At 65.4% G+C, this 21,240-nt stretch carries 19 protein-coding genes and 3 pseudogenes; 8 read left to right on the forward strand and 14 right to left on the reverse strand.

What is annotated here, in order from left to right:
• Positions 1–3 precede the first annotated feature (3 nt).
• Complete coding sequence (locus QGN31_RS15890) at positions 4–1,089, reverse strand: NAD(P)H-dependent amine dehydrogenase family protein (protein ID WP_036455157.1); 1,086 nt, start codon at positions 1,087–1,089, stop codon at positions 4–6.
• A gap of 90 nt (positions 1,090–1,179) precedes the next feature.
• On the opposite strand from QGN31_RS15890, the gene QGN31_RS15895 reads away from it, so the two are divergent.
• From QGN31_RS15895 to QGN31_RS15910, 4 genes are all read left to right on the forward strand, one after another.
• Positions 1,180–1,527 carry an MmpS family transport accessory protein gene (locus tag QGN31_RS15895; protein ID WP_026071561.1) on the forward strand — a complete coding sequence of 116 codons (348 nt, stop codon included), beginning with the start codon at positions 1,180–1,182 and terminating at the stop codon, positions 1,525–1,527.
• Positions 1,528–1,565: 38 nt separating this feature from the next.
• Positions 1,566–2,873, forward strand: coding sequence for a cytochrome P450 (locus tag QGN31_RS15900; RefSeq protein WP_014384515.1), 1,308 nt, complete (start codon positions 1,566–1,568; stop codon positions 2,871–2,873).
• Between the two features lie 40 nt (positions 2,874–2,913).
• Complete coding sequence (locus tag QGN31_RS15905; protein ID WP_014384514.1) at positions 2,914–3,456, forward strand: ester cyclase; 543 nt, start codon at positions 2,914–2,916, stop codon at positions 3,454–3,456.
• A 78-nt stretch (positions 3,457–3,534) separates the two neighbouring features.
• Complete coding sequence (locus tag QGN31_RS15910; RefSeq protein ID WP_225337581.1) at positions 3,535–3,939, forward strand: septum formation family protein; 405 nt, start codon at positions 3,535–3,537, stop codon at positions 3,937–3,939.
• A 4-nt stretch (positions 3,940–3,943) separates the two neighbouring features.
• Here QGN31_RS15910 and QGN31_RS15915 read toward each other — a convergent pair whose 3' ends face one another.
• The gene (locus QGN31_RS15915) at positions 3,944–5,431 is read right to left on the reverse strand and encodes a flavin-containing monooxygenase (protein ID WP_014941766.1); all 1,488 of its coding nucleotides are present in this window, start codon (positions 5,429–5,431) and stop codon (positions 3,944–3,946) included.
• Positions 5,432–5,497: 66 nt separating this feature from the next.
• Complete coding sequence (locus tag QGN31_RS15920; protein ID WP_014379905.1) at positions 5,498–5,764, reverse strand: hypothetical protein; 267 nt, start codon at positions 5,762–5,764, stop codon at positions 5,498–5,500.
• 220 nt (positions 5,765–5,984) lie between these two features.
• On the opposite strand from QGN31_RS15920, the gene QGN31_RS15925 reads away from it, so the two are divergent.
• Positions 5,985–6,743, forward strand: coding sequence for a cutinase family protein (locus tag QGN31_RS15925; protein ID WP_014379904.1), 759 nt, complete (start codon positions 5,985–5,987; stop codon positions 6,741–6,743).
• Position 6,744: 1 nt separating this feature from the next.
• On the opposite strand, the gene QGN31_RS15930 is transcribed toward QGN31_RS15925, so the two are convergent.
• The gene (locus tag QGN31_RS15930) at positions 6,745–7,512 is read right to left on the reverse strand and encodes an Rv3717 family N-acetylmuramoyl-L-alanine amidase (RefSeq protein ID WP_014941765.1); all 768 of its coding nucleotides are present in this window, start codon (positions 7,510–7,512) and stop codon (positions 6,745–6,747) included.
• A gap of 58 nt (positions 7,513–7,570) precedes the next feature.
• On the opposite strand from QGN31_RS15930, the gene QGN31_RS15935 reads away from it, so the two are divergent.
• Positions 7,571–8,740, forward strand: a complete 1,170-nt coding sequence (locus QGN31_RS15935; protein WP_014941764.1) for an acyl-CoA dehydrogenase — start codon at positions 7,571–7,573, stop codon at positions 8,738–8,740.
• On the opposite strand, the gene QGN31_RS15940 is transcribed toward QGN31_RS15935, so the two are convergent.
• The 3 genes from QGN31_RS15940 to QGN31_RS15950 form a co-directional block, all read right to left on the reverse strand.
• Positions 8,720–9,262 carry a TetR/AcrR family transcriptional regulator gene (locus QGN31_RS15940; RefSeq protein WP_172417570.1) on the reverse strand — a complete coding sequence of 181 codons (543 nt, stop codon included), beginning with the start codon at positions 9,260–9,262 and terminating at the stop codon, positions 8,720–8,722. The two genes, QGN31_RS15935 and QGN31_RS15940, sit on opposite strands and share 21 nt — an antisense overlap.
• A gap of 113 nt (positions 9,263–9,375) precedes the next feature.
• On the reverse strand, positions 9,376–9,921 hold the full coding sequence (locus QGN31_RS15945; protein WP_014941763.1) for a carboxymuconolactone decarboxylase family protein: 546 nt from the start codon (positions 9,919–9,921) through the stop codon (positions 9,376–9,378).
• Positions 9,918–10,430 (reverse strand): carboxymuconolactone decarboxylase family protein, encoded by a 513-nt coding sequence (locus QGN31_RS15950; protein WP_014941762.1) that lies wholly within the window; start codon positions 10,428–10,430, stop codon positions 9,918–9,920. The genes QGN31_RS15945 and QGN31_RS15950 overlap by 4 nt, the downstream gene beginning before the upstream one ends.
• Before the next feature lie 503 nt (positions 10,431–10,933).
• Here QGN31_RS15950 and QGN31_RS15955 point away from each other — a divergent pair.
• A pseudogene (locus QGN31_RS15955) lies at positions 10,934–12,498 on the forward strand (protein kinase domain-containing protein).
• A gap of 61 nt (positions 12,499–12,559) precedes the next feature.
• Here the strand turns inward: QGN31_RS15955 and QGN31_RS15960 are convergent.
• From QGN31_RS15960 to QGN31_RS15990, 7 genes and pseudogenes are all read right to left on the reverse strand, one after another.
• A pseudogene (locus QGN31_RS15960) lies at positions 12,560–13,552 on the reverse strand (DUF3427 domain-containing protein); the annotation flags it as partial.
• 62 nt (positions 13,553–13,614) lie between these two features.
• Positions 13,615–14,466, reverse strand: a complete 852-nt coding sequence (istB, locus tag QGN31_RS15965) for an IS21-like element helper ATPase IstB (protein WP_014941758.1) — start codon at positions 14,464–14,466, stop codon at positions 13,615–13,617.
• A complete protein-coding gene (locus tag QGN31_RS15970; protein WP_014940946.1) occupies positions 14,463–15,824 on the reverse strand; it encodes a Mu transposase domain-containing protein in 1,362 nt (453 codons plus the stop codon). Before QGN31_RS15970 ends, istB begins: the two co-directional genes overlap by 4 nt.
• Positions 15,825–15,962: 138 nt before the next feature.
• Positions 15,963–18,074: pseudogene (locus QGN31_RS15975) on the reverse strand (DEAD/DEAH box helicase family protein); the annotation flags it as partial.
• Between the two features lie 177 nt (positions 18,075–18,251).
• On the reverse strand, positions 18,252–18,659 hold the full coding sequence (locus QGN31_RS15980; RefSeq protein ID WP_009954498.1) for a type II toxin-antitoxin system VapC family toxin: 408 nt from the start codon (positions 18,657–18,659) through the stop codon (positions 18,252–18,254).
• A complete protein-coding gene (locus tag QGN31_RS15985; protein WP_083862994.1) occupies positions 18,656–18,916 on the reverse strand; it encodes a type II toxin-antitoxin system Phd/YefM family antitoxin in 261 nt (86 codons plus the stop codon). The genes QGN31_RS15980 and QGN31_RS15985 overlap by 4 nt, the downstream gene beginning before the upstream one ends.
• Before the next feature lie 444 nt (positions 18,917–19,360).
• Positions 19,361–19,813 carry a VOC family protein gene (locus tag QGN31_RS15990; protein WP_014941756.1) on the reverse strand — a complete coding sequence of 151 codons (453 nt, stop codon included), beginning with the start codon at positions 19,811–19,813 and terminating at the stop codon, positions 19,361–19,363.
• 157 nt (positions 19,814–19,970) lie between these two features.
• Here QGN31_RS15990 and QGN31_RS15995 point away from each other — a divergent pair, with 157 nt between their 5' ends.
• The gene (locus QGN31_RS15995; protein WP_014941755.1) at positions 19,971–21,239 is read left to right on the forward strand and encodes a cytochrome P450; all 1,269 of its coding nucleotides are present in this window, start codon (positions 19,971–19,973) and stop codon (positions 21,237–21,239) included.
• Position 21,240 lies beyond the last annotated feature (1 nt).

Here is a 21,240-nt window from a genome sequence, read left to right on the forward strand (position 1 = left end):
CAGTCAGCGAATGTTGCCGGCCCCGGCGATGAGTGGCAGGTCGAGCGGGGTGACCCAGCCCGGCCGGAGGTCGTTGACCGCCGGCACGGCGTTGAGGGCCCGCAACCCGGTGGCCAGGCAGCCGGCCGCGGCGGCGTCGCGGCCGGAGCCGTCGGTGAACCGGAACGCGGTCTCCTGGAAGATGCTCGGGGTCCCCTCGATGTCCACGCGGTAGACGTCGTTGTCGTGGCCCCGCGGCCAGTCCGGGGCGGCGTCGAGCCCGATGCGGTTGACGTGCTCGAGCTGGATGCGGGTCTCGCCCTGGTACACGCCGTTGATGGTGAACCGGACGGCGGCGACGTGGCCGGGCTTGATGACGCCGCGGGCCGAGTTGCGCTCCGTCGGCGTCACCCACTTGTCCCAGGTGGTGGTGATCTCGTCGAGCATGATGCCGGCGGCGTGGGCGATCATCGGGACGGTGGCGCCCCACGCGAAGATCAGCATGTCGCGGTCCTGCAGCATCGGCGTGAATTCGGGCTCGCGACCGATGCCCATCTCGAATTCGTAGTCACCCTCGTAGTTGGTGTAGTCCAGCAGTTCCGACGCGCGCACCCGCCGCACCTCCGACGTCAGGCCCATCAACGTCATCGGGAAGAGGTCGTTGGCGAATCCGGGGTCGATGCCGGTGGTGAAGCAGGACGACTCACCCAGTTCGCAGGCCTCGGTGATCGGCTCGATCCAGTTCGGCGGGTTCAGGTGCATCGTCGGCCACACCCACGGGGTCATCGCCGTCGAGCACACGTCGATGCCGGCCCGCAGGAACCGGGTGATCAGCAGGATGTTCTCTTTGGCGTGCATGGCCGTCGGGCCGTAATGCACCAGCGCATCGGGCTTCAAGGCGATCAGGGCGTCGATGTCGTCGGTCGCGAGAATGCCCACTTTCTCGCCCATTCCGCAGATCTCGCCGACGTCGCGGCCGACCTTGTTCGGGTTGCTGACGCCGACGCCCACCAACTCGAACGAGGGGTGTTTGACGATCTCGGGGATCACCATCTTGCCGACGAAGCCGGTGCCGAACACCACCACGCGCTTTGAGCCGTGTCCCGCCATGCCTTTACGCCACCTTTCCACTCACCAGCCCCCGCTTGGAACTTCACATTAAGCTTCCCTACCGTCGCCCGTGGTGACACGATGCAATTCATGACGAAGCACCTCACCGGACCTGCGATCGTGTTGGCCGTCGGTTTAGGGTTCGCGAATGCCGGCGGCGTGGCCCACGCGCTGCCCCAGATGCCGCAGATCCGCTACGAGGTCAACGGGCCCGCGGTCGCCGAATTTATCTACTACCAAACCGACACCGGGCAGCTGCATCAGGTGAATGCGCCGCTGCCGTGGTCGACGGAGTTCACCGGGTTCGGTGGCGAGGTGTTCACGATCAGCGCGCAGGGGCCGGGCCCCATCTCCTGCAAGATCTTGGTCGACGGCAACGTGGTCAGCGCGGCGACGGCCACGGTCGGCACGCCCGCCCGAACGGTCTGCACCCACTGACCGTGCCGCACGCCCCCGCACGACACGAGGAGGTCTAGGTGAGCCTCAAGACGGGTCCCAAAAAGGGCCTGGCGGCGCGGACGAACGGGGCGCCGCCGCCCGAGATCCCGCTGGCCGACATCCACCTCGAGTCGCTGGACTTCTGGGCGCTCGACGACGATGTCCGCGACGGCACCTTCGCCACCCTGCGCCGCGAGGCGCCGATCTCGTTCTGGCCCGCGGTCGAGTACGAGGGGTTCGAGCCGGGCAACGGGCACTGGGCGCTGACCAAGCATGACGATGTGTATTTCGCGAGCCGTCATCCGGACATCTTCAGCTCCAGCCCCAACATCACGATCAACGACAACACCCCGGAGATCAGCGAGTACTTCGGCTCGATGATCGTGCTCGACGATCCGCGGCACCAGCGGCTGCGCTCGATCGTCAGTCGCGCGTTCACCCCGAAAGTGGTGGCGCGCATCGAGGCATCGGTCCGCGAGCGGGCCCGGCGGCTGGTCGCCTCGCTGATCGCGAACCATCCCGACGGGGAGGCCGAGCTGGTCGGCGAGCTCGCCGGTCCGCTGCCGCTGCAGGTCATCTGCGACATGATGGGCATCCCGGAGGAGGACCATCAGCGAATCTTCCACTGGACCAACGTGATTCTCGGGTTCGGCGACCCGGACCTGGCCACGGACTTCGGGGAGTTCCTCCAGGTGTCGATGGACATCGGCGCCTACGCCAGCGCGCTGGCCGAGGACCGGCGGTCGAATCACCACGACGACCTGACCACCAGCCTGGTGGAGGCCGAGGTCGACGGGGAACGGCTCACGTCGGCCGAGATCGCGTCGTTCTTCATCCTGCTGGTGGTGGCCGGCAACGAGACGACGCGCAATGCGATCAGCCACGGTGTGCTGGCGCTGTCGCGCTACCCCGCCGAGCGGGACAAGTGGTGGTCCAACTTCGACCGCCTGACGCCGACCGCCGTCGAGGAGATCGTGCGGTGGGCGTCCCCGGTGATCTACATGCGCCGCACGCTGACCCGGGACTTCAAGCTGTCCGGCACCAAGATGAAGTCCGGCGACAAGGTCACGCTGTGGTACAACTCGGCCAATCGCGACGAGTCGACGTTCGACCATCCCTGGCTTTTCGACGTCGCGCGCACCCCCAATCCCCATTTCGGCTTCGGCGGCGGGGGCGCGCATTTCTGCCTGGGCGCCAACCTGGCTCGTCGCGAAATCCGGGTGGTCTTCGACGAATTGCGACGCGAGATCCCCGACATCGTCGCGACGGACGAGCCCGCGCGGCTGCTGTCGCAGTTCATTCACGGCATCAAGACCCTGCCGGTCGCCTGGACTCCCCCGCGGTAGGTCACCTCCAATCGCGAGGTCGCGGGCTTACGCTGACCACGTGACCATCCCCGCGTTCCCGCCCCCCGAGGTGCTGGCCGCGCGCCAGAAGCTCGTGCTTGACCACTTTCATGACGAGGTCCGCCAGGCATGGGACGACGTCTTGGCGACGTTCCCGCATCCGCGCTACGAGCTGATCCCCCAGATGCTCGTGCACGACGGCGATGCGGCGGTGCGCGGCTACTACGCCGAGACCCGCACGGCGTTTCCCGACCAGGATCACGAAATCATCGCGCTGCGGCACAGCGCCGACGCGGTGATCGTCGAATTCTGGTTGATGGGCACCCACCAGGGCAACCTGGGCAAGGTCCCGCCGACCGGCAGCCGGTTCCGTGTCCGCATGACCGCCTACTTCGTCTTCGACGACACCGAAACCCTTGTCTGCGAACGCATTTACTTCGACAGCCTGACCATGGTCAAACAGCTCCTGGGCGGGCTGGACATGAAAAAGCCGGCGAACTGGTGGCTGGCCGCGCGCTGCGTGCGCGGGTTCCTATCGATGTCGTCGGCAAAACCGGACCCGGCGCTGACCAACACCTCCTAAACTCCACCGCTAAGAGCAACGGAGGCTGCGATGCGCACTTCACCCCTTCACCCGGTGGGCGTCCTCGTCGTCGCGGCCATGTTGGGCCCCTGCGCCGCCGCCATCGCCGCTCCGCTGCCGCCCGGCTCGCACACCGAGAAATGGATCGACCTGCGGGCCGGTGAGTGCGTGGCCGACCTGCCGCCGGCCGACGGCAGCCGCGTCGACGTCACCGTCGTCGACTGCGCGACAGCGCATTTGGCCGAGGTATATCTGCGTGCCCCGATGGCAGTCGACACCGCCATCGCCGCCGTCGCCACCAAGGACTGCGCCGCCGGACTCGCCCCCTACACCGGGCAATCCGTTGACGCCGGCCGGTTTTCGATCACCTATCTGATCGACTCGAACCAGGACCGCACCGGCGCCAACCCCACCCCGAGCACCGTCATCTGCTTGCTGCAGTCCGCCAACGGGCAACCGTTGACCGGATCCGCGCGCCGCTGAGGCGCTAGGCGATCACGTAGTCGCTGAGCGGGAAGGTCTGCGCTTCGCGCACCGAATTGAGCGTCGACGTGGGCCGCAGCAGCGACGCCTCGCCGCTGGGGCTGAAGTAGTATGACCGCGACGTGGCGCAGTCGCCGCTGTAGAACACCGAACTGTCCAGCAGTTTGGTCATGCGCTCCATGAACCGGTCGTTGGCTTCCTCGGTCACCTCGAACGTCGTCGCGCCCCGGCGCTTGACCTCGCCGAGCAGCCGGTCCATGTGCCGCATCTGGTATTCGATGGTGTGGAAGAAGGACAGTCCGGAGAAGGCGAACGGGCTCGCCAGGCCCAGATAGTTCGGGAAGTACGGCACGGAGACGCCCTGGTAGGCCTGGAACCTGGTCTCGCGCCACCACTTACCGAGATTGCGGCCCTTGCGGCCGATCACCTCGATGGCCGGGAAGTTGGCCTCCCACAGGTCGAAACCGGTCGCCAGGACCAGGGTGTCGATGACGGTCTTGCGCCCGTCGGAGGTGACGATGCCGTCCGGCTCGATCCGCTCGATCGAGTTGGTCTCCAGGCGCACGTGCGGCTTGGCGAACGCGGGATAAAAGCTGTTGGACAGGGTGGGCCGTTTGCAGCCGCAGTCGTAGTCCGGGGTGAACTTGGCCCGCAGATCCTTGTCCCGGATCCACCGGAATCGGTTGATCTTGGCCAGGTCGGCGGCCGAGATGTTGCCGCGCCCTCGCGATTCCCGATAGTGCAGCGCCCCGACGACCATGATGATTTCCAAGATGATGTCGGTGACCCACCGCAGCGCGCGCTGCGAGGCCGGCAGCCGGGCGAACAGGCGTCGCACCGACTGCGGGAACTCGAAGTCGGGCTTGGGCATGATGTGGGTCGCGGTGCGCTGGTAGACGGTCAGCTCGCCGGCCTGCTTGGCAAGCTCGGGAATGAGCTGAACCGCCGAGGCGCCGGTCCCGATGACCGCGATGCGGCGGCCCGTGTAGTCGTAGTCGTGGTCCCAGGCCGTGGTGTGGACGATCTTGCCCTCGAAGCCGGTGATGCCGGGGATGTCCGGCAGGCGCGGCTGGGACAGGAAGCCGGTCGCGGTGATCAGGAAGCGGGTGGTCAGGTTTTCGCCGCCGGCCAGCGTCACCCGCCAGACCGCGGCGTCCTCGTCCCACTCGGCGCCTTCGACGGTGGTGTTGAACCGCATGTGGCGGCGCACGTCGTACTTGTCGGCGACGTCGGCCGCATAGGCCTTGACCTCGGCGCCCGGCGCAAACAACCGTGACCACCCGGGATTGGGCTCGAACCAGTACGAGTACGTGGTGGAGGGGATGTCGACGGCGATGCCCGGGTAGTGATTGACATGCCAGGTGCCACCCAGGTCATCCTCTCGGTCGAGGATGACGAAGTTCTCAAAACCGAGGCGCTTGAGCTGAATTGCGGCGCCGATGCCGCCGAAACCTGCGCCTATGATGATCGCGTCGAAACGGTCCGTTTTCACAGCCTTGCTCCGTGCTACCTGTTTCCATACTTAACGAATCATAAGCTTTCCCTAAGATACGTCACTCTAATAGGGCGCCACGCCGAGCGCACCTGAGCGTTGCCCGTATGTGACCATGCCGACACCTGTGCGCCCGCTCAGCATTTTCGGCTCACGCGGAAACCAATTCGCCGCACCGGCGTCCTCATCGCGGGGCCGGAGGCAATCCCATTCGGTCCCGCGCGGGTTGCGTCGCGCGCGCGGGTCGTCGTCGCGGCCCGATATCACCGAGTGGTGTTGAACGGAAAAGAGATCGAAGGTTACACCGCCGAAACCCGTTTCGCCCGTTGCCATGTCGCCGCCCCTCTGATTGGCAGAGTCCCGCGATCTGCGGCTACCCTCGACAGACGAAATCAAACGACGGCTTAAAGTGTTTTTTGGTAACCAGATGCGCACTGGCCGCGTCGGTCCGATGGAGGCGACGGAGCCGCTATCCACCGCATGCCGGCGCGCGCCGGTATACAGGAAAACATCACGAAATGGTCGGCAAGTTGACAGTTTGGGAGGGGCTCGCATGGGCACGTTGGACGGCATGATCGTGCGTCGCATTGTTCGTTCTTTTGGTCCAGCAGTAGTTATCGCCGCATCGGGCATGGCCGCCTCGGCCGTCTCCGGTTCCCTCATCCCCACCGCCGCCGCCCAATGTCCCGACGTGCAAGTGGTCTTCGCCCGCGGCACCGGCGAAGAACCCGGCGTCGGCCCCACCGGCCAAGCCTTCGTCGACGCCCTGCACCAACGCGTCGGCGACCGCTCCTTCGACGTCTACCCCGTCAACTACCCCGCCACCGACCAATGGGACACCGGCATCGACGGCATCCGCGACGCCGGCGCCCACGTCGTCTCCATGGCCCATGACTGCCCCAACACCAAAATGGTCCTCGGCGGCTACTCCCAAGGCGCCGCCGTCATGGGCTTTGTCACCTCCGCCGCCGTCCCCGAAGGCATCGACCCCGCCACCGTCCCCAAACCCCTGTCCCCCGACGTCGCCAACCACGTCTCCTCGGTCGTGCTCTTCGGCATGCCCAACGTGCGCGCCATGAACTTCCTCGGCGAACCCCCCGTCGTCATCGGACCCGCCTACCAAGACAAAACCCTCAAAGTCTGCGCCACCGAAGACCCCGTCTGCTCCGACGGCATGAACTTCGCCGCCCACAACACCTACGCCGACGACGGCTCCATCATCGACAAAGGCGTCGCCTTCGCCTCCAGCCACCTCGGCCTCGGCGGCCCCGCCCCGGCGCCGCCACCCGCGAGCGGAGGCTTCGGCAGCTGAGTCAGCCGGCCTTGGCGCTGAGGAAGGCGACGATCCCCCGGGTGACCGCGGCGGCGTAGGCCGCCCGGCCGTCCGCGCTTTCCATCCGCGCGGCGTCGCCCGCGTTTTTCATGTTGCCGAGTTCGACCAGCACCGCCGGGTATTGGGCCAGGTTCAGCCCGGCGAGGTCGTCGCGGCCGTACAGGCCGTCGGAGCCGATGTAGTTCGCCGGCTGTAACCCCGACTGGGCCAAGGCATCCCGGATCGCGTGGGCCAGCTGCACGGCGGGCCCGGCCTGAACATCGCCCAGTGGCGGGCTCGAGTAGTTGACGTGGAATCCGCTGCCCGACGGCGGTCCCCCGTCGGCGTGGACGCTCACGATCGCGTCCGGGCGCATGGCGTTGGCCGCGGCCGCGCGTTGGTCGATGCACGGGCCGACGCCGCCGTCGCCGTCGCGCGAAAGCTGGGTGCGAACGCCCATCTGGTTCAACTGCTCGGCGATCAGCCCCACCACCGCCCAGGTGAACGCGTGCTCGGGATAGCCGTCGCCGGCCGCGGCGCCCGAGGTCTGGCACGGCTTGGTGCCGCCGCGACCGTTGGGCACCTGCTGGTTGATCGAGGCGTCGTTGACGGCGTTGTGGCCGGGGTCGAGGAAGACCGACATCCCGGCGACGCTGGCGGCCGCGCGCGGGGCGGGCAGGACGGCGGCGGCGCCGAGGATCGCCGGCAGGACACCGGCGATGCTCAGGACGTCGCGGCGTGATCGCGGCCCGCCCGGGCGATCGCTCACCGGGCGATGGTAACAACCGGCGCCGCTACATACTAAAAAGTATGTTACGGTCGTCGGCATGTCCGTGGTCGACAGCCGTCCCCTGCACGGCATCACCGACGAATTCGTGGCGCGGCTGGCCGAGCGCGCCGAGGAGGCCGAGCGGCTGCGGCGCCTGCCCGCGGCGACGGTGAGCGATTTCCGGCAGACCGAGCTGTTCCGCCTGTTGCTGCCGGCGCGGTTCGGCGGCCTGCAGGCCTCGTTTCCCGAACTGCTGCAACCGATTCGGCGGATGGCGCACGGCTGCGCCTCGAGCGCCTGGACGCTGGGTTTCTACGCGCTGCACAACTGGATGCTGTCGTTGTTCGATCCGCGGGCGCAGGAGGAGGTGTTCGCGTCCGGACCGGTGCTGGCGCCGGCGCCCCTGGCCCCGACCGGCCGCGGCGTCCCGGCCGACGGCGGGGTGCGGGTGACCGGCAGGTGGGCGTGGGCGACGGGGGCGATGGACGCCGATTGGATGATCGTCGGCGCGCTGATCGAGCGCGCGGACGGGATCGACCCGGTGCTCGTCGTGCTGCCCGCCGACCGGGTCGAGGTCGTCGACACCTGGCACACGGCCGGCATGCGCGGCACCGGTTCGCATGATCTGGTTGTCGACGACGTGTTCGTCCCCGAGCATCGGTTGGTCGCGGTGGCCGACATCTACGGCGGCACCGCACCCGGCGCGCGGGCGCACGGGGTCCCGACGTACCGGTGGCCGATGGTGCCCGCGCTGGCGCTGACGGCGTCGATGCCCGTGCTCGGGGCGGCCGAACGGGTGACCGAGCTGTTCGCCGAGCGGCTCGGCGGGCGGGTGCTGGCGTACAGCGGGGTGGCGCAAAAGGATCAGCCCGCCGCGCAGATCCGGCTCGGCGAGGCGCGGGTGCGGCTGAGCGCGCTGCGGGCGTTGATCGCGGCGACCGCCGACGAGATCGAGGCGATCGTGGTCAGCGGCGGGCGGGTGAGCCGGTCGGTGCGCGCCGATGCCCGGCTGGCGGCCGCGCGCACGGTGCACGAGTGCCGGGCGATCATCGCCGATCTGTTGGAAGCGTCCGGAGCCAGCGCTCATTTCCTGTCCAGCCCGTTGCAGCGCGCCAAGCGCGACGTGGACATCGCCGCGGGGCATGTGGTGTTCGACTACGACACGAGCCGAGAGTTGGCCGGGGCGTTGGCGATTGGCGCGAAGATCTCACCCATCGCCATGATCTGAGCCGGCGGTTCCCGCCTCGCCCAGCATCACGGCCAGGAATCGTTCTCGCTGGGACAGCGATTGGGCCTGCTCGGCCGAGCTGGTGAGGTGCAGCAGGCCGATTCCCGCGGCGAAGGTCAACTCCGCGCGCAGCTTGGCGTCCTCGAAGCTGAACCCGTAGTCGCAGTAGGCCTTCACCACGGTGCGCAGCAAGAGCCGGTCGGCCGCGCGGATGTTTTCGGCCGCGACCGGGTCCAGGCGGGCCCATTCGCGCATCGCCCGCTCGAGCATCCAGTACTGGGGGCTGACCAGCGTGCGCGTCAGGGCCAACAGGCGCTCCCGGGGTGGCAGCTCGTCGAGCTTGGACAGCGCCTGGCGGTCGCGTTCGAGGAATTTGTTCCAGGATTCGACGAGCGCGGCCCGGTAGTGGTCGATGTCCTCGAAGTGCCAGTAGAAGCTGCCGCGCGTGACGCCCGCCTGTTGGCAGAGGCGTTCGACTTTGAGTGCGCGCACACCCTCCTCGGCGAGCACGGTGTAGCCCACCTCGAGCCAGTCCTCGGCCGACAGGCGGGTCGACGGCTGCTTGCGCACCACCACATCGTGGAGATTACGGGAAGGCCGATTGGCCGGTGGGGGAACCGCGGGTTACCGTCGCCTCATCGCGTCGGCGGCACGGGGAGCCGGGCGGTGTCGTCGAGGTCCACGTCGAGCGCGTTGAGCATCAGGGCCAGGCCCGCGTAGCGGTTGATGACCATCAATGCCTCCATGGTGCCCTCCGAGCCGAGGACTTGGTGGACCTGAGCGAAAAGCTCCGCCGCGACGCGGCGGGTGGTGACCAGCTCGGTGGTCAGGTGCAGCACGGCCAACTCGGTAGGGTCGAAATCGCCGGTTTGCCAATCGGTTTCGGAGGTGAGGGCGTCGATGGTGTCGCTGTCGATCCCGACCGTTCGCGCGACGTCTCTGTGCTGGCCGAGCTCGTAGGCGCAGTCCATGAGATAGGCGGTGCGCAGGACGATGAGTTCGCGCAGCCTCCTCGGCAGCACCGGGCTGGTCAGGGCGGCGTCGCCGGCCACCATCCAGTGGGTGAACACCTTCTCGGCGTTGGCCAGCGCGCGGTAGACGTTGAGATTGCCGCGCCGCGCGGTCAATTCGCGGGCAAGCTCGGGCATGTCCTCGGGTTCGCGGTACGGGATGCGGGTCATGCGGGGGCGTCGATGTCGAGGTCGACGGCGTTGAGCACCAACGCCAGGCCGTAGTAGCAGCTGACGATCATCAGCAGTTCGGTGAGCGCCTCGTCGCCGAGCAGGGCGTGGGCTTTGGTGAAAGAGTCGTCGGACAGGCGGCGGGTGACGCACAGCTCGGTGACGGTGTCGATGACGAGGCGTTCGTCGGCGCTGAATCCGGCGTCGTCGAGGTCCGCTTGGTTCTGGAGGGCGTCGATCTGTCGGCCGGTGAGCCCTGCCTTTCGGGCGAAGACCACGTGCTGGGCGATCTCGTAGGGCGACTCCTGCAGGTGGCCGACCCGCAGGATGATCACTTCGCGCATCCGCGGCGTGAACGTCGGGCTGTCGAAGAGCTGCCCGGCCATCTGCGCCCACTCCTCGAATACGTTGGGGGCGTTGGCGATCAGGCGTAGCACGTCGAGGGTTCCGGGGCGTTCGAGGAGCTCTTTGATGCGTTCGGGTTGCTCGTCTGCGTTGGCTAGCGGCATTCGGGTCACGCGGTCTCCTTTGGCCGGGGGTTCCTCGAGCTTAGTTACCAGTCCGGCCAGTCAGCTGGACACCGCATTCTCGGGGACGCATCACCGGCTTCCGCGGCGGATCGCGTGTTATCCGGCATCGATGGAGGCCGTGACTCACCCATCGACGCGTGAGCTTTGTTGCCGCGCAGCGGCCTTGCTGTCCCGCAGGTGCTACGGTCGGTTCGCGAAATCTGTAGCTCAAGTGCTATCGCATCCGGAATATGCCTGCGGCACGGCTCTAACGAACTCGCTGCCTTTCAACTGAACGGCGATTCACCAAGCGTTAGGCCGCAGGTTCGACCACCCACGGCGGGCGCAAATTGCGTGTGGTCGATTGAATTCAGTCGCGAAAGCGGCGGGTCGCCACAAGGACCATCCGGGCGCGCATCCCATAAATTCAAACGTTCCTGGGAATACTCCTGCGCGAGCTATCCCCTCGCCGGATACTGGCCGGAGAACAAAGGAGGGGCACCATGAAGTCGCTGGTCGGTACGGCGTTCGGCCATTATGAGATCAGGCGGCTGATCGGCACGGGTGGAATGGGTGACGTATACGAAGCGTACGACACCACCAAAGGCAGAACCGTTGCCCTGAAGGTGCTCACTGATAGGTATTCCGATGATGAAACGTTCCGTACACGGTTTCTGCGGGAGTCTCGCGCCGCTGCAATTTTGCAGGAGCCACATGTCATCCCCATCCATGACTGGGGCGAGATCAACGACGTTCTGTACATCGATATGCGGCTGGTGCAGGGCCAGACATTGCACGAAATCCTCAAGGGGGGTGCCCTTGGGGCGCAACGCGCAAGTGACATCATCCGACAGATCGCATCCGCGTTAGACGCTGCCCATGCTGCAGGACTGATTCACCGTGACGTAAAGCCGCAGAACATCATTGTCACGCCAGACGATTTCGCATATCTGGTCGACTTTGGCATCGCCGAAGCCAGAGGTGACACCCACCTGACTATGGCGGGATATACGGTGGGCAGCTTCGACTATATGGCTCCCGAACGATTCGGAGACGACGAAGCAACGTCAGCTGTGGATGTCTACTCGCTAGCATGCGTCCTTTACAGGCGCTCACGGGCGCCAAGCCGTTTCCGGTTCACAGCGCAGAGCAGGCCATCCGCGCTCACGTGTCGTCGCCGCCTCCGCGGCCCAGCGCCGTGAATGCGCGCGTTCCGCGGTCCTTTGACGACGTCATTGCCCGCGGCATGGCAAAACATCCTGATGACCGCTACGGCAGCGCCGGAGCACTGGGGCGCGCGGCAATCCGTGCACTCGCACCCGATCAGGCTGACTCGCTCAGCACAGACACTCTGCTTGCGCCGCAATACATCAGTGCGCCCCCCAGCTATCCGCCGTTCAATGCCCAATATCCTTATCCCGCAACAGGTTCGGCAGGTCCCGTCGGCGCCGAACGAGGCACTTCGAAAAAGTTGTTGATCCTGACCGTTGTAGGCATCATTGTGGCGCTGTTTGTGGGCGGTGCAGCGCTTGCCGTCGGCCTTCTCGGCCACGACAATTCAAACGACTCGGAGCCCTCCGCGGCACCCCCTGTCACTTACACCAATCCTGTTACGACGCCACAGACGGAGTTACCGTCCTCCGCTACCCAGTCGGTTCGAGCGCCCAACCCATCGCCATCTGCACCGCTAGACCCCGTGCAACGGCTACGCCAAATTGCAAACGACGATCGGGCGTACGTGAGCACGCAACTCGCCGACCACTGGGTCCCGCAACTCAGCTCCAAGCGTCCCGGCGTCGTCGACAACGGCGCTGTGTGGGACAACGCAATGACGCTACGAGAACATCTGCAGCTGAGACAGAGCTATCCCAACGTGAGATTGCTTTGGTCAGGTGATTGGTCCACGTTCTCCGGACCGGACTTTTGGGTTACCGTCGCGGGCATAACCTTCGCCGACCCCGCCGGCCCGCTCGCCTGGTGCCGGTCCCAAGGGTTTGACCGAGACCACTGCGCAGCCAAGCTCATCAGCACGACGCATCCCGAACCGGGAAGTACGGCATACAACTAATTCAGTTGAATCGCCGAAGGAATCCCGGAACGTCCGACCGAACCAGGCGATCCAGAGGTGATTATGCCACCGCTGCCCGGGATGCCATGAATACTTCAGTGGGCATCGCCTGTCGCAACCGCCAAGTGATCGCCATGGGCCGGTCACCCTCATGCGAGACATAATCGGCTGGACCGAGAAACACATAGGGCGACGTCCCTAACGCGTTGGTCTTTGACTCGCGAACGAATAACAGGATGTGCGAACCGCGTTGGCGATGGTGGATATAACGCTGACCGGTTGGCGATGTCGAGGATGTCGTCGATTGCGATTCCCAGTGGAACAGCGTTGGGCTCAGTGCAAAGTCGCGGTACATCGTAGTCGGCGAATAGTCCGTCTCAGTCTTCTTCAGAGTGATCAGAAAGGCATCGGAATTGGCTGATTCGCACCAAGCAACGCCTTCTCGCATGGTGCTCGGGGTGCGTTGGAGCGACGCGAATCCGAGAGCAGTCAGGATCTCCTCGCGCGAGTAACTGGCATGTACCGCCAGCGGCACATCGCTCAGCTCGAGGATGCGCTCGCCCAAGGGGTAGGTACTGCGCCGCGCGCTGTCGAAGGCGATGTCGATGACCTGACGCATCTCGTCGGCCACCGGTTCGCCCTTTACTGCCGCGAGTCCTGCTGCGGTGCTATCGAATCCACCTCCATCGGGAAACAGCGAGAAGAAAAGCATTTGGGCCAGCCGCTCTTCGCTAGCAGTTGCAGGACGAGCCGTCCCGTTCAGGATGTCGAGGTAAGCAGCACGACGTCGTTGGTCATCAACATGCGCGAGAGTGCGAACGCGTTTGACAAGAGCGTCCTCTCGTGGACCAGGAGATCCAACAGCCTTCCCGGCGTCACGGCACAACGTTGTCCACGACCGGCCGGTGCGTAGAACGTCTTCCAGGCCGCGGCCATAATCATCGAGGTAGGAGCTGAGACTGTCGTTGGGGTGCGCGCGAACTTCGGAGACCAATGCCGCCCACCGCGGCGTCAGCTGCTGACGGATGTTTTCCAGTATGAGTTTGCGTGAGACTGACGGCGCTCATCGAAAATCCCCGGCTGTGCTCGCCGAAATTCCTCACCTGTGAGCAGCGGTCAGTGTAGTTGTTGGCGGGTGCCGGTGGTGGTTCGGCGCAGGGTTTCTGCGGCGGCGTGGTGGTCACGTAGCCGGTAGGACTCGCCGTCGAGGTTGATGACCACGGAGCGGTGCAGCAGGCGGTCGAGCATGGCAGCGGCCACGGTGGTGTCGCCGAGGATCTCTCCCCATGCACCCACCCCGCGGTTGGTGGTGATCACGATGCTGGTCTTCAAATACCGTTGGGAGACAACCTGAAACAACGCCGAAGCAGCTTCGGCGGGCAGTGGAAGGTAGCCGAGTTCATCGATCACCAGCAGGGTCGGGCCGGCGAAGAAGCGCATGGTGGTGGCCCAGCGTCCCTCGATCGCGGCGCGGTGGCAGCGGGCGGCCAGATCGGCGGCGGTGGTGAAGTACGTCCGGTATCCGGCATGGGCTGCGGCCCTGGCCAACCCGACGGACAGGTGCGTCTTGCCGGTGCCGGGCGGGCCGATGAGCAGGATGTTGGTCGCTGATTCCAGATAGCGGCAGGTGCCCAGCTCGTCGATGAGCTTGCGGTCGATCCCGGCGGCAGCATCGACGTCGAAGTCGGCCAGGGTGGCTGGGGTGGGCAAGCAGGCGAACCGCAGCCGCCCGGCCAGTCGGCGGGCGGTGGAGGCTTCGACCTCGACGGCCAGCAGCCGCTCCAAGGCAACGGTCAGCGACAGCCCCTCAGCGGTGGCCTGGTCGAGCACGGCAGGTAGGGCTTCAGCGGCCGCGGCCAGTTTGAGCTCGGCCAGATGCGAGCGTAGCTGCTGATAGCGGCTCGCCGCCGCCGACGGCGATTCCTCGGTCGTGGTGGTGGTCTTACCGGTGCGCGGTGTGGGGGTCATTGGATGGTCCTGTTCTGGGCGGCCCGCTCGTAAGCGGACAGATCGATGACGGTGGAGTCGGTTGACGGAGTCGACGTTTCAATTGCGGTGGCGGATGGCTGCTTGAGTGCAAGCAGTTGCGCGGCAGCGGCTTTGGCCGCCGGGCCGGGTGGGATGCGTTCCTTGCGGCGGTGCGCCCGTCCGGTGGTCGCGGTGGCGATCGCCGCGGCGTCCAGGGCGATGACATGGCCGTTGTCGCGCACCATGACGCCGAGCCCGTCGGCGGCCATCCGGTGCCTGGCAACCACGATCCCACTGGCGGTGGCGATGTCGCAGAACTGACCGCCGACCGGATGCGACACCACCACGTTGGCGGCGGCCAGCTCCGGGGGCACCGAGTAGCGGTTACCGCGGTAGGACACCATCGCTTGGCGCGATGCGGTGCGGGCCTCGGAAACGATCACCGGATACGCCTGCGCCGGTATTGGTTGTAGTGGCTCCGTTTCGGCCACCACGGCGACCGAGCAGCGGCCATCAGCGGTGGCCCGCAGCCTCGTGTCACCACGCACCCGGGCGAAGCGATCCAGGTTCGCCTGGGCCGCCTCGACGGTGACGTCGTCGGCCAGGGTACGCCACCAGCGTTGCGCGGCGGTGTGATTGACCTTCTCCACCACGCCCTTGCGGTTGCCGCGCCGCGGCGGGCAGATCGCCACCGAGACGCCATAGTGCTTGGCCACCCCGGCGAACGAGGAGCTCACCCGGCCGCTACCGGGATCGCAGACCGTGGCCATCCGGTCGAACCGCCACACCCGCGAGACGCCGCCCAGACCGCGGGTGACGCGGTCCAGGCCGGCGACCAGGTGGGGTTGGTCCTCGCTCGGCGATAGATAGCCGCGCCACTTGCCCGAATGGGCCAGCGAGCCGACCAGCAGGTGTGCGGTCTTGCCCCAGCCCCACGATTCCGGCGGATCGGGCAATTCCAGCCAGTCCCATTGAGTTTCATCACCCGGTGCATGGGGGATCACCGCGTTCGGACGCTGCGTGGCCGTCCGGCACGCCTCACAGACGGGCCGCAGATTCCGGGTCCGGATGTTGCGGGTCAGGCTCTGATACGACAGCCCGAACCCGAGGTCCTCGAGTTCGTCGAACAGGGTGCGGGCCCACAGGTGCGGGTCCTCGGTCAGCCTGGCGGTGACGTAGTCGATGAACGGATCAAACGGGTCCGGGTCGGGCCGGGCGCGGACCCCGGGTGCGCCGTCACCGGCCAGATACTTGCGGACCGTCTTGCGGTCGAAGCCGGTGTGGCGGGCGATCGCCGAGATCGACCAACCACGTTTGCGTAGGGCATGTACTTCCACATCGTCCTCCCATGTGAGCATGAGAAAGCGGGCCTCCTTCGGTGGAGCTACTGGCGTCAGACACCAGCAGCTTCGAGGGAGGCCCGCCCTTCTCGGCGGAGCCACACGGGTGGGGAATTTCGATGAGCGTCAATGGGGAATTTCAGTGAGCGCGGTCAAGACCGAGTCCAGCACGATCTGGCTTCCGGACGGGAGGAACGGGAAGCCCCGATCGAGCTGTCGCATCAGCTGCTTGCGGCTGAGCCCCGTCAGCGCACGGAAGCGTTGATCGAAGCGGAACTCGCGGCGTTGGTGCCCAACGAAATCCAAGGCGGTGAGCACTGTCTTACCGGCCGTTAGCCGCAGACCGCGCCCGAGCTGCTGCAAGAAAACAGTGGCGCTCTCGGTCGGCCGCAGGAACAACACGGTGTCGACCTCAGGAATATCGAGTCCTTCGTTGAAAAGGTCGACCGCAAACAAGATGTTGATTTCCCTGTCGCGCAGCGCTTTAAGGGCTGCCGCGCGCTCGGCAACAAGAGTATCCGCCGACACCGCACGCGCGGGAACGCCTCCGCTGTTGAAACGATCCGCCATGTAGCGGGCGTGCTCGATGCTCACGCAAAACCCCAGGCCGCGCATTGCGGCTACGTCAGCAACCTTGTCGCGCAGTTCCTTGAGCACAATCCGCGTGCGCGCGTCGTTGCCGGTGTATAGGGCGCTTAGTGCCGACGAATCGTATCCGCCGCGCTTCCATTGCAAGTCACCGAGATCGACTGCGTCGTGGACCCCGAAGTAGTGGAACGGGCACAACAGGTGCTGCTCGAGCGCTTCCCACAGTCGCAGCTCGGCGGCTACCCTTCCATCGAAGAATTCCCGGACATCTACGCCGTCGCCACGCTCAGGCGTCGCGGTTAGGCCCAGGAGTTCCATGGGCCGCACATGCTGCAGCAGCCGCCGATACGACGCAGCCTCGGCGTGGTGAAACTCGTCGATCACTACTACATCGAAATGGTCGGCTTCGATCGTGGCGAGACGTCCCGCGGAGAGCGACTGAATGCTCGCGAAGACGTGCCGCCATTTGGTCGGCTGGTCGCCACCGATGAGTAACTCCCCGAACGTCGGCTCGGTCAGCACTTCCTGATACATGCGTCGTGCCTGCATCAGAATTTCCTTGCGGTGCGCCACGAACAGCAACTTCAGGTCACGTCCATGTCTTTCGCGCACCAAGCGGCGATAATCAAGCGCGGCGACCACTGTCTTCCCGGTGCCGGTAGCCGCAACAATCAGGTTGCGATGCCGGTCGTGCAGCACGCGCTCTGCGTCGAGCTCCTCAAGCATCTCCTCTTGGAACGGTTTGGGATGCACCTCTAGACCTGACAGCGTGATCGTCACGCCGTCCCGACGACGTCCACCAGCGGCCACATCCAACGCCGCCCGTAGCCGGTTTCCGTCGGTCGATGGCAAATAGAGCTCGAATTCGCGGTTTTCCCAGTATGACTCGAAGGTTGCGCGGAATTTCTCTAGCAGATGCGGCGTCGACACTGCGGAGAGCCGCACGTTCCATTCCAGCCCGTCGACGAGGGCAGCGTGCGAAAGATTGCTCGATCCCACATATGCGGTGTGAAAGCCGGTGTTGCGCCGCAATAACCATGCTTTGGCGTGCAAGCGTGTGCGGTTGGTTTCGTAGTTGACCCGCACCTGCGCGCCGAACTCATCAACTAATGCGTCAAGCGCGCGCGCATCGGTGGCACCGAGATAGGTCGTCGTAATGACTCGCAGCGGCACGTTGCGTTGTCGCAGTTCCCGGAGTTGGTCTTCTAGCAACCGCAAACCCTGCCACTTGACGAATGCGCACAGCAAATCCACTTGGTCCGCGCTAGCGAGCTCGGCGCGCAATTCGGCAGCCAATGTCGGCTCGTTGTGCGCATTGGTCATGAGCGCCGCGTCCGACAGCGGCGTAGCGGGGCGAGGCAAACGGGTAATACCGAGCCGATCTGCCTCCATGACCTCGTCGAGCTGCTCGACTTTTCCCGGCTCGCGTTCATGCAAAGCCTCGGCTAGGGCATCGGGATGGGGCAGCACGGCTAGGATTCGACGCACCAGGTCGATACGTTCTTGCGATGTCGACGCCGCGCGAAGCGAGCGCTCGATTAGCGGCGTGAGGTGACGCGCGAGCACCAGCGGCTGTTCGCCCTCATCGACCAGCTCGATCCTGGGGCGCAAGTCCGTGCTCTCAGCCAGCGCCTGGTACAACCGTTCAGTTAACAGCGATTCGTAGAGTCCCTGCCACACGCCCGGCAGCGTAGCCGACCGGTCCGACAGGAAAGGTGAAAACGGGCGAGCGCGGCGAAGAAATGGCTCGAAACCCACTTCCCTTACGCAGCAATCACATCCATAACCGTGACGCACGAACCCTGGTCGGCCGGTTCCGAGTTCGCATTCAGCTCATTGGTGCGGTTCAATACGAATTCAGACGCGGATAACGGTCAAATTGGCCGCACCATCCAAGACGGCAAAGTCATCGTCCTGCGTGACAACAGGTAGCCCTCGGGACGCCGCGATGGCCGCGATCCACAGATCGTTGATCCGGACGCGTTGACCGGTCTCGGCGAGATGGATCCGCAGCCGGGCCCACATCCGGGCCGCATCGTCATCGACCGGCAGCGCTTCGATATCCGCAATGGATTCCAATGTCGCGAGGCGCTGCGCTCTAATATCGGAAGTCGACGCGGCCAACACACCAACGTGCAGTTCCGCGAGGGTAACAACCGTAGTGCCAACTTGATCAGGGATCAGCGCCGCGTCGAGAGGCCGACCACTTTCGGTCGCGATGAACACCGAAGTGTCGAGCACTCCGGCCACCTGCGGGTTGCTCATCGGATTGGGCCCAGCTGCTCGGTAGTGTCGCCGGCGAGTGCGTGAAGGTCCTCGCGTAATCCCGGATCCGCTTGAACGCGGGGCAAGCGCGACAGCAACTCCGTCTTGCTCAGCCAACGCCTGCGCTGAGGGACAACTGCGGTAAGAACTGCGACCGGTCGGCCACTGACAGTGATGGTGACGTCCTCTCCATCCCGAACCCGCCGCAGCACCCCAGCCGTATCGTTGCGCAGCTCACGAGATGCCACTTCAGACATGCCTACAAATGTAGCACAATCGTAGCCGTTGGCGGAGTAGCTAGGTTGGCGCAGCAAAGGGTCCTTCCGGGAGAGCGAGTTTGATGACTTGCGACCACACAGCCACAGCGGGCCCCAAGCGGTCATGGCGCTGGAACGTATTGTTCGCACCGATACGTAGCCGGGGGTTGCACATCACCGGAAGGTTCGTCCAGCCTCCGTAGGCGCCGGGGGCATCCAGGTGGGCATCAGCGGACCATCGTCGTATGGGTTCGACATGTACTGGCAGGTGTTGAACCGCGCGCATGGCGGATCGGCCTGTGCCGGGGCCGCTGCCAGGAGACCCATCGCGGCACCAGCTAACACCACGGCACCAAACAATTTCACTGCGATCGTCTTCATGGCGACACCATCTCATCCGGCACTGACAACATCGCCCTGTCGCCACCCGCAGCCAAACCGCAATTAAGGCCGCGCCGGCAACGCCCTCAACCACCCATCCGACAACAACTCCAACAACTGCCCATCCGGATCCCGAATCATCGCCGCGCCCGCCGACACTGACGAATCGACCACCGATCCCCCGAACTCCGCCACCCGAGCCAGCACCCCCGGCAGATCCGACACCGAGAACGAGATGTGCGTCAGCCCGATCTGGTCCATCACCCGCTCCGAGCCGGCATGAACCTCACGCTTCGAGTAGTCCATCAGCTCGAGCACGAACCCGTCCCGCACCAGATAGGTCGCGTGCACGCCGAGCGGCTCGGGCAGTCCGACCAGCTGCGACGTCGCATCATCGGGCGGGTCGAGCCCCCACCAGAACTGGAACCCCAGCAGGCCCTCGTAGAAGCGGCGCGACCGCTCGCGATCCGTGACGCACAACCCAACGTGATTGAAAACCGTTCGATGACTACTCAACCCAACCTCCGCAGCAAGTCAGACCCCTGACGAATGCAGTCGCTACCGGCCTTTAACCAAGCTTCTCCACGCCACGCGAAAGCGTAATAATGCAAAGATAAACCAATAAGCGCCCGTCACCGCCAACTAAGCAGACCGCTTCCGTGGGAGAGCTTCGATGGTCACACGCCCGAAGGTCCGGCCCGACGCCACCGTCGACTTCGACCATCACTCCGACGCGTTCAACCTCAACGAGCTGGCCGTCAATGCCGAACTGCGGCAACGATGTCCGGTCGCCTGGAACGAGAACTACGACGGCTTCTGGTACCTCAGCAGCTACGACGCCGTCAGCCACACGGCCCGCGACGGCGCCACCTTCGCCCACAAATACGAACCCAACGCCCCCGACGGCGTCGACTATCAGGGCGAGATGGGCGTCCCGCGCCCCGACGGCCAGCCGGCCCTGGGCATCGGCGAGGTCGACGGCCCCTACCACCAAGCCCTCCGCCACGCGCTGGCCCCGTTCTTCTCCCCCGGCGCCGTCGAGAAACTCAAGCCGTTCATGGAGCAGTCCGCGCACTGGTTCCTCGACCAACACATCACAACTGGACAGATGGACCTGGTGCTCGACTACGCCAGCCCGGTCCCGGCCATCCTGACCATGAAGCTGATGGGCCTGCCCTACGACAATTGGCACTTGTACGCCAACCTCTTTCACTCCGTCATGGCCGTCCCCCAAGACAGCGACGAGTACGCCGACGCGATCGCCAAAGTCCCCGCCATGATGCAAGAAGTCATCGAATTCGCCACGGCCAGACGCAGCAACCCCGAAGACGACCTGACCAGCTTCCTGCTGCACTTCGAATTCGACGGCCACCGCCTCACCGACGAGCAGCTGCTCAACATCCTGTGGAACCTCATCGGCGGCGGCGTCGACACCACCACCTCGCAAACCGCACTGACGCTAAGGCACCTGGGCACCCACCCCGACCTCAGACAGCAACTCATCGACCATCCCGAGCTCTACCGCACCGCCACCGACGAATTCCTGCGCTACTTCTCGGTCAACCAAACCCTCAGCCGCACAGTCACTCACGACGTCGTCCTCGGCGGCCAATGCCTGAGAAAGAACGACCGGGTCGTCCTCAGCTGGCTCTCGGCCAACCACGACGAAACCGAGTTCGACCGGCCCGACGAGATCATCCTCGACCGCGCACCCAACCGCCACGTCGCGTTCGGGCTGGGCCCGCACCGCTGCATCGGATCGCATCTCGCCCGGCTGATGTCGGCAGTGATGGTCAAGGCCGTCCTCGACCGCATCCCCGACTATGAGGTCGACGTCGAAAACGTCCACCAATACCTGGGCAACCCGAGCATGACCGGGCTGGGCAAGCTCCCGGTCACCTTCACCCCGGGACCCAGCCGGGAAACAGAACGGCCGTGGTGAC

Source organism: Mycobacterium sp. 2-64, from assembly GCF_035918375.1.
Classification (GTDB): domain Bacteria; phylum Actinomycetota; class Actinomycetes; order Mycobacteriales; family Mycobacteriaceae; genus Mycobacterium; species Mycobacterium intracellulare.